Source organism: Actinosynnema sp. CA-299493 (genome assembly GCF_050946825.1).
Taxonomy (GTDB): domain Bacteria; phylum Actinomycetota; class Actinomycetes; order Mycobacteriales; family Pseudonocardiaceae; genus Actinosynnema.
Map to the genome: position 1 here is coordinate 2107342 of NZ_CP191993.1, position 12817 is coordinate 2120158.

General features: G+C 71.2%; 3 protein-coding genes. 1 reads left to right on the plus strand and 2 read right to left on the minus strand.

Annotated elements, in window-relative coordinates:
• Positions 1-426 precede the first annotated feature (426 nt).
• Positions 427-9039, plus strand: coding sequence for a SpvB/TcaC N-terminal domain-containing protein (locus ACQPYE_RS10240; RefSeq protein WP_498720807.1), 8613 nt, complete (start codon positions 427-429; stop codon positions 9037-9039).
• A 77-nt stretch (positions 9040-9116) separates the two neighbouring features.
• Here the strand turns inward: ACQPYE_RS10240 and ACQPYE_RS10245 are convergent, their stop codons facing one another.
• On the minus strand, positions 9117-9650 hold the full coding sequence (locus tag ACQPYE_RS10245) for a hypothetical protein (RefSeq protein WP_498720808.1): 534 nt from the start codon (positions 9648-9650) through the stop codon (positions 9117-9119).
• A 382-nt stretch (positions 9651-10032) separates the two neighbouring features.
• Positions 10033-12606, minus strand: a complete 2574-nt coding sequence (locus tag ACQPYE_RS10250) for an IPT/TIG domain-containing protein (RefSeq protein WP_498720810.1) — start codon at positions 12604-12606, stop codon at positions 10033-10035.
• Positions 12607-12817 lie beyond the last annotated feature (211 nt).

Sequence of the window (12817 nt, forward strand, 5' to 3'; positions counted from 1 at the left end):
GAGGCGCCCCACCACGTGGATACAGCCGGGGCGGGGATGTGTAGCGCGCTTTGCCCCGAAATACGCCGTTCAGCCCACTGCCGGTTCGCCCGGGATCCGCCGATGACCCCACCACGGGTTGTCTCCGGTGAAGCCGCGGCATGGTGCGTCGATCGGTCTCGAATGTGAGTCGGGTGGCCGGGTGGCGGCTGAATGGACTATTCTCGGCTCACTCGGCCCGAAGTGAATTCGATCGAATCCTCCGTATCATTCTTCCAGTGGCGCGATCAAGCTGCCGAACAGGTCGGACCGATGAACTTTCAGTGGGTCCCCGCAGCGGTTGCTGCGCTTCTCGGGTGATGTGCCCGACGATTCCCGGAATGCGGTAACGAGCGCTGCGAACGGCTCGATGACCGCGGCAGTGCGCCGAGGTCAAAGGGGACCGTCATGCCTGTTCCGGGTCGTCGTCAGTCTGCGTCGGCGCTGCTCGTCCTGGCCTTGCTGGTGGCGGTGCTGGTGCCCGGCAGCCAGTCGACGGGGGCGCCCGCCCTGGTGAGCGGCAGCACGGCCGTCGACGTGCCCGAGCACCCCGAAGGGGACTCGTTCAACCCGAACCGGATCAAGGACCTGGAGGCCGCGAACCCGGGGGAGGGCGTCGCGCTGATCGGCGCGCCCGGCGCCTCGGCCACCGGCGACGCGAAGCTGAGCTACCCCCTCCCCACCCCACCGGGACGTGCGGGGGTGGAGCCGTCGTTGGCCCTGCAGTACAGCTCGGCGGGCGGCAACGGGTGGCTCGGCGTCGGCTGGGACCTGCCGATGCCGGCCATCGCCATCGAGACCCGCTGGGGCGTGCCGCGCTACGACGCCGCGCTGGAGACCGAGACCTACCTGCTGGCAGGCGAGCAGCTGACCCCGCTCGCGCACCGCTCGGCCGCGGTCGCGCGGACCGCGGAGAAGGAGTTCCACACCCGCGTCGAAGGCCGGTTCGCCAAGATCACCCGGCACGGTTCCGCGCCCGGCGAGTACTGGTGGGAGGTGACCGACAAGAAGGGCAGCGTCTCGGTCTACGGCCCCGACCCCGGCACCCGGCTGACCGACGCCCGCGGCAACGTCGCCGTGTGGGCGCTGCGCGAGGTCCGCGACGCCAACGACAACCTGATGCGCTTCAGCTACACCACGGTCGCCGACGGCGGCGTGCCCAACGCGAGCACCCCCGGCTCGAACCTGTACCCGCAGCGCATCACCTGGACCGGCAGCGGCACCACCGAGGGGCGCTACTCCGTCACCTTCCTGCGTGATCGCGACCGGGGCGAGCCGCGTCGCACCGACGTGCAGATCGACGCCCGCCTCGGGTTCAAGAAGGTCACCGCCGACCTGCTGCGCCGGGTCGAGGTCGAGCTGGACGACCAGCTCGTCCGCGCCTACGAGCTGAACTACGGCACCGGCGCGTTCTCCAAGACCCTGCTGCGGTCGGTGTCGCAGTTCGACGCCGACAACGCGCTGTTCACCACGCACTCGTTCGACTACTTCGACGACATCCGCGACGCGGGCGGCGACTACGACGCGTTCACCCCGGCGGACGGCTGGACCGTCCCGGGCGACGGCCTGGCCGCGGGCGTCGTCGACGGCGACGCCAGTGCCGTGCAGGCCAACTCGACCGACAGCGCCGGCGGGCACCTCTACGTCGGCTACAACCCCACCGGCATCAGCAAGTCGAACTCGGCCGGTGTGAAGGTCGGCTACAGCGAGGGCTCCAGCGAGGGCCTGCTCGCGCTCTCCGACGTCAACGGCGACACCCTGCCGGACAAGGTGTTCCGCACCGGCGACGGCATCTTCTACCGGCCGAACCTGTCCGGTCCCGGCGGCGAGCCGCGCTTCGGCGACACCCCGATCCCCCTGCCCGGACTGCCCGGCATCTCCTCGGAGGAGAGCAGCTCCGGCACCGTCGGCGTCGAGTCCTACTTCGGCGTGGCCGCCCAGCTGGACTACGTCTCCACCACGACCACCTCCGACCGCTACTTCGCCGACGTCAACGGTGACGGCATCACCGACCTGGTCAACAACGGCGGCGTGCTGTTCGGGCGGGTGGACGCGAACGGCAACCCGACCTACACCGCCGACAGCGCCCAGACGCCGTCGCCGGTCGGGCCCGGTGCGGTCAGCGGGCCGGTGGTCGGGGACCGGACCGCCGAGTTCGAGCGCAAGGTCGACGCGTTCCCGCTGCTCGACGGCGTCCGCCGCTGGGTCGCGCCCTACGACGGCGTGATCGCCGTCGACGGCCGGGTGCGGCTGGTCGAGGACACCGGCCCCGCCCGCGCGGCCTACCGCAAGGCCGACGGCGTGCGGGTGGCGATCCAGCACGAGGACGCGGAGCTGTGGTCGCAGCGCATCGGCCCCACCGACCACATCGAGTTCGCCCCGACCGGCGTCGGCGCGATCACCGTGCAGCGGGGTGACGCCCTGTACTTCCGGGTGCAGTCGGTGCTCGACGGCCGCTTCGACCAGGTCGCCTGGGACCCGCGCGTCACCTACACGTCGCGGCCCGCCGCCACCGACGTCAACGGCCTGGACGCGGTCGGCTTCCTGGCCTCCCGCGACTTCACCCTGGCCGGACGCCCGTCCGCGGTGGTCGCGCCGCTGACCGGCGCCCTGCGGCTGACCGGCGACCTGGTGAAGACCGCCGCGACCACCGACGACGTCCGCGTGGTCATCACCCGCGGCACGACCGAGGTGTTCTCCCGGAGCGTGCCGGCGGGCGCGACCGGCACCACGCCGATCGCGCTGGACGTGCCGGTGACCCAAGGCGACACGCTGGCCTGGAAGCTCTCGATCGACTCCCCGGTCGACGCGGGCGCGCTGCGCTGGGCGCCGCGGGCGCACTACACCGCGGCGGAGGGCGGCGTGCCGGTGACCAACCCGGCGGGCGAGCCGACGATCGTGATCAACCCGCCCTACGAGCAGGACGTGTACCCGGCGACCACGCTGACCGCGCCGCAGCAGTCCCACACCGCGAGCGCCGACGGCACCGTCTCGGTGCGGCCCAGCCTGGCGCTGACCGGCACGGGCGACGCGCGGGTGGTGTTCACCGTCAAGAAGCGCGGCGCGCTGCTCGGCAAGCAGGTCGTGCAGGTCGCCGGCGGGGTCGTGCCCGCGATCCCGGCGCTGTCGGTGCCGGTGGCCGCCGGTGACGAGCTGTACTTCGACTTCTCCTCCACCGACCCGGCGGTGCTGGGCCGGGTCTCGGCGCACGCCGCGACCGTCGACGGCGCCGCCGTGCCGACCGCGGTGCACACCGCCGTGGAGCAGGGCGCGTTCGCCCAGCCCTACCGCGGGTGGGCCGCCATCGGCTACCAGGGCAACCGCGCCCGCGCGGACCAGCCGATCGCGCAGTCCGACCTGGTGATCGACGAGGACTTCCGCGACCAGCTCCCCGACGGCCCGACCGAGGACGACGTGCCGGGCTTCCGCGACGACCCGACCGTCGCTACCCCCAAGATCGTGGTGTTCGCGCCGATGCCCGGCGAGCAGCGCTGGGCAGGCTCCGACGCGAACACCTGGGTTGCCGCGGCTGGCGCGTCCAGCTCGCGGCTGGGCGCCGACACCATCGACGTGGCCGGCGACGCGGACTTCGCGGGCGCGACCGCGGTGCCGCGGCGCGGCAGCACCGAGCAGGTCTCCACCACGTTCGGCGTCGGGCCGCTGGGCGGCAGCCTGGCCCAGGGCGACGCCGAGTCCACCGTCGACTTCCTGGACCTCAACGGCGACCGCTACCCCGACGTGGTCGGCTCCGGCGGCGTGCAGTACTCCGACATGACCGGTGGTCTGGGCGGCACCAGGGGCAGCGTCGGCGGCAACGTCCGCGAGTCCGACTCGCGGGCGTACTCCGTCTCGGCCAGCGCGGGCAGTCCGGCGCGCACCGGCGGCACGGCGCGCGGCACCGACCTGCCGTCGGGGCGCGGCACCGCGAACACCACCCGGTCCGGGTCGGAGATGCCGTCGCTGGGCATCGGCGGGAACCTCGGCGGCGGCGAGTCCGAGACCAGGCACGACCTGGTCGACATCAACGGCGACGCCCTGCCGGACCGCGTCTACGCCAACGGCGACACCGCGCTCAACCTCGGGTACGCCTTCGCCGCGCGCGAGCCGTGGCCGGGTGGCCCGATCAACACCGGCAAGACCGAGAACGCGGGTGTCAACCTCGGCTTCAGCACCGACTACTACGGCTTCGCGGGCGGTGTGTCCGCCTCCACCGGCACCGGCAGCGCGGACGCCTCGCTGATGGACATGAACGGCGACGGCCTGGTGGACCGCGTGTTCGCGGGCGACCCGGTGACCGTGGCGATCAACACCGGCAGCGGGTTCCTCCCGCCGAAGCCGTTCCGCGGCAGCCTCGACGGCCTCAACTCCGACGTCAACGCCAACTTCGGCGGCGGTGCGTACTTCACGTTCGGGTTCTGCTTCGTGTTCGGCTGCATCGTGTTCAACCCGGGCGTGGACGCCTCCACCGGGGTCGGCCGCACCGAGCTGGCCCTGCGCGACGTCAACGGCGACGGCTACGCCGACCACGTGCGCTCCACGGGCGACGACGAGCTGGTCGTCGCCGAGAACCGCACCGGCCGCACCAACCTGCTGCGCACGGTCACCCGGCCGATGGGCGGGCGCATCGATCTCGACTACGCCCGCGACGGCAACACCTACGACCAGCCCGAGTCCCGCTGGGTGCTGACCCGCTCGGCGCTGTTCGACGGCCACCCGGGCGACGGCGTCGACAACCGGCTCACCACCTTCCGGTACGAGAACGGCCGCTACGACCGGTTCGAGCGCGAGTTCTACGGCTACGGCACGGTCGTCACCGAGGACCGCGACACCGGCCACGGCGACGCCCTGTACCGATCGTCGACCAGCGAGTACCGCACGGACAGCTACCCGACCCGCGGCCTGCTCGCCAAGCAGACCACGGCCGACGCGGCGGGCCGCAAGTACTCCGACGCGGTCAACACCTACCAGCCGCGCGACGTCGCCACCGGCGCGACCGCCGACCTGGCGAGCCCGACCGCGACGGTGTTCCCGCAACTGGTGCGCACCGAGCGCAACTTCTACGAGGGGCAGGCCACCGCGGGCAAGAGCACGTCGGTGGAGATGTCCTACGACGAGTACGGCAACACCGTCCGCACCGTGGACCGCGGCGACACCGGGGCCGCCGACGACCTGGCGAGCCTCCTGACCTACTCCTCGGCGATCCCGGCCTGCCGGGACCGGCACATCGTGGGCGTCGGCACGGCGCTGCGGGAGACCGGCGGCACGGGAACGCTGCTGCGCCGCCGCGAGGCCACTGTGGACTGCGCGTCGGCCGACGTCACCCAGGTGCGCAGGTACCTGGCGGACAACTCGGTGGCGGTCACCGACATGACCTACTTCCCCGACGGCAACCTGGCCTCGGTCACCGACCCGGTGACCAAGCACGGGCAGCGGTTCCGGGTCGACTACGGCTACGACACCGTCGTCGGCGTGCACGTCCAGTCGACCACCGACAGCTTCGGCTACCGGTCCACCTCGACGCACGACCTGCGGTGGGGTCAGCCGACCAGCCAGACCGACAAGAACGGCCGGCGGATCCAGCGCACCTACGACGCGGTCGGCCGGGTGGGCTCCGTGACCGGGCCGCACGAGCTCCCGGAGAACCGGCACACGATCGACTTCGAGTACCACCCCGAGGCGCCGGTGCCGTACGCGGTGACCCGCCACGTCGACCGCGCCGCGGACGGCGTGCGCGCCGACACCATCGACACGATCACCTTCGCCGACGGCGTGAAGCGGTTGCTGCAGACCAAGAAGGACGCCTCCGTCTCGGCCGCGCCGGGTGACGCCCCCGAGGCGGTGATGACCGTGTCGGGCCGGCAGAAGATCGACTTCCTCGGCCGCACCGTCGAGGAGCACTACCCCGTCAGCGAGCCGAAGGGGCCCGCGAACACCGCGTTGAACCCGGCGTTCGACACCGTCGCGCCGACCCGCACGACCTTCGACGTGCTCGACCGCGTGGTCCGCACGGTGGTGCCGGACCAGACGGCCACCACGCTCGCCTACGGGTTCGGCCCGGACCGCGCGGGCGTCACGCAGTTCGAGACGGTCACCACCGACGCCAACGGCAAGGCGCGGCGCACCTACCAGGACGTCCGCAACCTCACCACGGCGGTGAAGGAGGCCAACCCGGCCGGCGGGCAGCCCACCATCTGGACCAGCTACCGCTACGACGCCCTCGGCAAGATCACCGCGGCGGTGGACGACCGCGGCAACACCACCTCGACCGCCTACGACGACTTCGGCAGGCGCACGGTCATCGACAGCCCGGACGCCGGGCGCACCGAGACCCGCTACGACCTGGCCGACAACATCACCCACAAGGCCACCTCGAAGCTGCGCGCGGCCGGCAAGGCGATCGAGTACGACTACCAGTACAACCGGCTCGCCGCGGTCCGGTACCCGACGTTCACCGGCAACAACGCCACCTACACCTACGGAGCCCCCGGCGCGGCCGACAACGGGGCGGACCGGGTGATCCGGGTGACCGACGGGGCGGGCGTCGAGACCCGCGCCTACGGCCCGCTCGGCGAGCTGGTCCGCGAGACCAGGACCGTGCCGGACGCGCTGCTCAACGGCCCGGCCCGCGACTACACGACCAGTTACCGGTACGACTCGTTCAACCGGGTGCTCGACCTGACCTACCCGGACGGCGAAGTCCTGACCTACCGCTACGACACCGGCGGCATGGTCGACCGCGCCACCGGCCGCAAGGGCGGGTTCGACTACACCTACCTGGCGCGCCAGGACTACGACAAGTTCAACCAGAAGCTGCTCACCGACACCGGCACCGGCGTGCGCACCACGTACACCTACGACGCGGCGGACCGGCAGCTCACCACCCTGCGCGCGCAGCTGCCCGACGGCCACCGCTTCCAGGACATCAGCTACGACTACGACAACGTGGGCAACATCCTGCGACTGCGCAACCAGGTGGCGCTGCCGCACGGCAAGCCGATCGGCGGGCCGAGCACCCAGACCTACACCTACGACGACCTGTACCGGCTGACCTCGGCACGCGGCGAGTACACCTACGCCGACAACAAGCTCGACCGCTACTCGCTGGAGATGTCCTACGACTCGATCCACAACGTGCTGACGAAGAACCAGCGGCACGAGATCGTGGTCGACCCGGACCCCTCGACGGCGTCGGCGAGTGCGGTGGGTTCGGCGAGTGCCGTGGGTTCGTTGGGTTCGTTGGGTTCGGCGGGTGACTTCTCGGCCTCGGCGGTGGCCGCCCCGGTCGCCGACAGCTCGCCGATCACCGTGCCCGACGAGCCGTCGACCGACCCGGTCACCGATCCCGTGCCCCCGGAGCAGCTCTACCCGCCGCTCGGGGTGATCGAGGAGCCCGAGGACGAGCCGCTCGTCGACCCGCTGGACAGCCTGTCGGGCACGCAGCTCCGGGTCGCCGACGTGGGGTCGCTCGCGGCTCCCGCCGCGGGCACGCAGGCGAACGTGCAGCCTCAGCGCAAGACCAGCTACGAGTACGACTACGCCTTCACCGGTGGCCGCCCGCACGCACCGAGCAGGATCGGGCCGATCAACCAGGCCTACGACCCCAACGGCAACCTGGTCGACACCGTCAACACCATGCCGCCCGCGCCGGGCAAGCGCAGGCAGCTCGTGTGGGACGAGGAGAACCGCCTGGCCTGCAACCAGGACCACAACCGCAACCAGGTCGTCGCGCAGGACCCGAGCACCTGCACCAGCCCCAACCAACCCGCCACGGTCCGCTACTACTACGACGACCAGGGCACCCGGGTCGTCAAGATCGCCGGCCCGCAGCACGTCTACCCGAACCGCGGTTTCAGCGAGCGCAACGGGACCGGGTTCAAGCACATCTTCGTGGGCGAGGACCGGTTGCTCACCAAGACCGTCAAACCCGTCACCACCTACGAGAACCACGTCTTCTACTTCCACGGCGACCACCTCGGCTCCTCCGGCTACGTCACCGACGAGCACGCGGGCCTGACCGAGCACATCGAGTACTTCGCGTCCGGCGAGACCTGGGTCGACGAACACCCGGGCCAGCCGACGCCGGTGCCGTACCAGTACGGAGGCAAGGAGCTCGACGAGGAGACCGGCCTCTACTACTACGGCGCTCGCTACTACAACCCGCGGACCAGCGTCTGGCAGTCGCCCGACCCGGTCCTGGGGTCCTACTTGGGCGGTAGCCCGAACGACGGCGTCTACAACAGCGCCAACCTCGCCCTCTACACCTACTCGCAGAACAACCCGATCACCTACCGCGACCCGAACGGGATGTGGGGCATCGTCGGCCACCAGCTGACCCCGCAGGCCGCCGCCCTGGCCGTCGGCTTCTCCCCGACGGTGGCCCGCGCGATCGGCAACGCGGCCTGGGCGCCCGACACCGACGACCGCAGCGCCACGCACCTCAGCTCCATCATGGGCTCCCTCTTGCCGGGCTTCGGCAACGCCGACTCGCGGCGCATCCACCTGCTCACCGGCGGCAGTGCCGCCCAGACGCAGGCCGCGGCCCGGCAGCGGTTCCAGCAGGTGGTCGACAACATGCCGCTGACCGGCCAGTTCACCCAGGAGCAGGAGAACATCCTGCACTCCTTCGGCGACTCGTTCGCCCACGTCGACCCCACGTCCGCGCGACCCCGCACCGTCCTCATGCAGGCCGGCCCGAGAGGCACCCTGACGACCCCGGTGACCATCCCGCCGGACCCGAACTGCCCGTGCATGTTCGGCCTCCCCATCGGTCACGCGGCCACGGCGGACGGCGGCCACCAGCCGGACAACCCGAACCTCAACCCGGGCCAGTACCGGCAGTACCTCGGCGGCCTGTACGACGTGCTCTCCAGTCGCGCCCAACGGGAGAAGCTGACCCCGCGGATGTCCCGCGACCAGTTCATCGACACGATGATGGGGGGAGTGGCGGGCGTCGCCGGTGAGGCACGGCAGCAAGAGGCGGCCAACGGGATCATCCGCGGGATGGAGGGCCCGAACCCCTAGAGCGCGACCACGACGCGGCCCGGACCACCGGTGGAGGTGGTCCGGGCCGCGTCGTGTCCGGTGATCGGGAGAACGCCCTACGTCGAGGTGATCGACAGGACGAGGGTGGAGGTGGTGTCGGAGACGGTGCCCAGGCCGAGGGTGCACAACAGGATGGGGAGGGACGGGCCGACGGTGGTCGACAGCACGCTGTCGCCGGCGAAGAGCCCGGCGGTGACGGTGCCGGTCGTGGTGACGACGTGGGTCGCGCCGACGGTGGCGACGGTCGAGTCGCCGGAGATCGTGCTGGTCTGGCCGGTGTTCCAGGTGATGGTCAGGGTGATGGGGAATCCGGTGAGCAGGTCCAGGCAGGACCGGCCCGGGGAGGTGACCTCGACGGAGCGCGAGCCGGAGGTCAGGCCGGGCACCGTCGCGGACACGCAGCTGTACTGACCCGACGAGTTGACCACGACGGTCTGCGGTGTGGCGGTCAGCGGTGGGGTGTAGGTGTTCACGTTGGTGCTGGGTGGGCCGCAGGTGACGTCCAGGACTCCGGCCGCGGCGGGGGTCACGGTGGCCAGTGGTGCGGCGAGGCCGAAGATCGCGGCGATGAGGAGGTGCGGTAGGCGCATGAGGAATTCCTTTCCCGAGCGTTTCTCCTGTGATCGGGTGTCAGGGCTGGAGGGTGGTGATCTGGGCGACGACAGGGCCTGATTGGCTGGTGACACCCGGGCTGCTCAGGCACTGCGGGGGGTTCAGGACGGGGTAGAGCCAGAGCCGACCGCGTGGGCGATCCCGGCCGTGCCGGACACCGTGGCGGCGGTGGCCATCACCGCCGCCGTCACGAGCGCGGCGATCCGGCGCGAACGACGATGGTGTCTGGTGGTCGTGCTACGAGGGGTCATGACGGATGTCTCCCGGATCTGTGAGGGGGCGCCGGTCACCGGATCCCTGCGGGTGTCGTGTGCCGGAGTGGGATCTGGTGACCGGTCGCCCTGCGGTGGAGGTGGTCGGTCAGCAGCTGCTGGTGCTGTCGCCTCCGTCGACGGTGCAGGTGTCGGTGCCGAGGCCGCCGTTGGCGGTGTCGCCGCCGATGCCGTCCTGGACGTCGATGGTGTCGTTGCCGAGGCTGCCGGCCATGGTGTCGGTGCCGTCGTGGTCGATCAGCGTGTCGTTGCCGTTCTGGCCGTCGAGGTTGTCGTTGCCGGGACCGCCGTCGATGGTGTCGTCGCCGTTGTCGAACAGCCCCAGCAGGCTGTCCAGCAGCGACTCGCCCTTGCTCGTGTCGTTGCCGAGACCGCCGTAGAGGGTGTCGGCGCCGTTGCCGCCGACGATGGTGTCGTCACCGGCACCTGCGTAGACGGTGTCGGTGCCGTTTCCGCCGGTGATGGTGTCGTTGCCGCCCAGGCCGCAGATCACGTCGTTGCCGTTGGTGCCGTTGAGGGTGTCGTTGCCCGCGGTGCCGATGATGGTGCAGCCCAACGCGTTGTTCACGGTGGTGGACTCGGTGTCGGTGTTGTTGGCGGGCACGGGGTCGGGTTCGGTGGCCGAGACCCCGGCGGTGGCGGTGACCGTGCCGGACGTCGACGGGGTGACGGTGATGGTCACGCTCGCCGAGCCGGAGCCGGCGATCGTGCCGAGCGCGCAGGACACGGTGGCGCCGCTGGTCGAGCACGATCCTTGGGATGGGGTCGCCGAGTTGATCGTCGCGGAAGCCCCGCTGAGGGTGGTGGACACCGTCACGCCGGTGGCGGTGCTGGGTCCGGCGTTGGCCGCGGTGACGGTGTAGGTGTACGGGTCGCCGCCCAGGGACACCGGGTCGGCGGAGTCGGTGACCGCGACCGACAGGTCGGCGTCGGCGTAGGTGTAGCGGGACGCGGCGGTGGACGCGCTCGTGCCGCCGACGGTGGTGACGGTGACGTCGACGGTCCCGGCGGTGTGGGCAGGGGCGACCGCGGTGATGGAGGTGGAGCTGGTGACGGTGAACGAGGTCGCGTCGACGCCGCCGAACTTCACCGCTGTCGTCCCGGTGAGGGCGGTGCCGGTGATGGTGACGGAAGTGCCGCCCTCGGTGGGACCGCTGGTCGGGTTGAGGGCGGTCACGACCGGGGCTGCGACGTAGGTGTACCCGCTGCCGGGCGCGCTGGTGCCGCCGGCGTTGGTGACGGCGACGTCGACGGTGCCGGGCGTGCCCGCGGGTGCGGTGGCGGTGATGGTGGTGTCGTTGACGACGGTGAACGACGTGGCGGGGGTGCCGCCGAAGGCCACGGCGGTGGTTCCGGTGAAGTGGGTTCCGGTGATGGTCACCGGGGTGCCGCCGGCCGCCGGGCCCGTGGCCGGGTTGACCGCGGTGATCACCGGGGCGGGGTCGAGGTAGGTGTACTGGTCGGCGGCCGAGGTGGTGCTGGTACCGGTCGGGGTGGTGACGGTGACGTCGACCGTGCCGCTTGCGTGGGTCGGGGCGGTGGCGGTGATGGTGGTGTCGTTGACGACGGTCAACGACGTCGCGGGCGTGGTGCCGAACCGGACGGCGGTGGCCGCGGCCAGGCTGGTGCCGGTGATGGTGACGGTCGTGCCGCCCGCGGTCGGTCCGGTGGTCGGGCTGATCGCGGTGACCCGCGGCTGGACCGTGTTCGCGGTGGTCACGCCGAACGGGCCGGAGCCGACCGCGAAGGTCGTGGTGACGGTGTTGGTGGCCGTGTCGATGGCCGAGACCGAGCCCGCACCGTTGTTGGTGGCGTACACGGTGGACCCGTCGCCGGTGACGGCCACCCGACTCGGGTTGCTTCCGACCGGAACGGTTGCGGTGACGGTGTTGGTGGCCGTGTTGATCACCGAGATCGTGTCGGGGCCGATGTTGGCGACGTAGGCGCGGGTGCCGTCGGGGCTGACCGCGACACCCGACGGGACCGCGCCCACGGTGATGCTGCCGGTGACGGTGTTCGTGGCGGTGTCGATCACGGCGACGGTGCCGGTGCCGTACCGGGCGACGTAGACGGTGGCACCGTCGGGGGTGATGGCCACGCCGGCCGGCTGGGTCAACCCCAGGTTGATCGTGGCGGTCGCCGTCGCCGTGGCGGTGTCGATCACCGAGACGGTGCCCGAGGCGTCGTTGGTGACGTAGGCGGTGGCTCCGTCCGGGCTGATGGCCACGCTGGTGGGGTTGGCGCCGACGGTGACGGTCGCGGTCACCGCGTTGGTGGCCGTGTCGATCATCGACACGGAGTTCGACCCGCTGTTGACGACCAGGATCCGAGTGCCGTCGACCGTGATCGCGATTCCGTTGGGCTGTGAGCCGACCGCGATGGACGCCACGACCGCGCCCGCGGCCGTGTCGATGACCGACACGCCGCCGCTGAGCTTGGTGACGTAGACCCGCGCGCTGTCCGGCGTGGTCACCAGGCCCAGCGGCGTGGCGCCGACGACGATCGTCGAGGCCACCGCTCCGGTCACGGAGTCGTACGCGGTGACGGTGTTGCTGCCGCTGTTGGCGACGTAGGCGAACGAGTGGGTGACGACCGCGGCCGAGGCGGGCTGCGCGCCCACGGCGAGCAGGCTCGCCGACGCCGCCGACACGGCTGCCGTCATGGCCAACCGCCGACGCCAACCGCCTCTGCGGCGGCGCGATCTCTGGAAGGTTTCCACACTCATGCGACGTTCACATTCCCTTCGGGAAGTACATGCACATATCGACGACAAACGGGGAGGAGTCAGTGCACACCTCGGCCACGGTGAAAGCAATGCACACTTTTTGCGGACATCGTTTTCGCGCCTTGGTGGCGTGAACGTTAAAAAATGC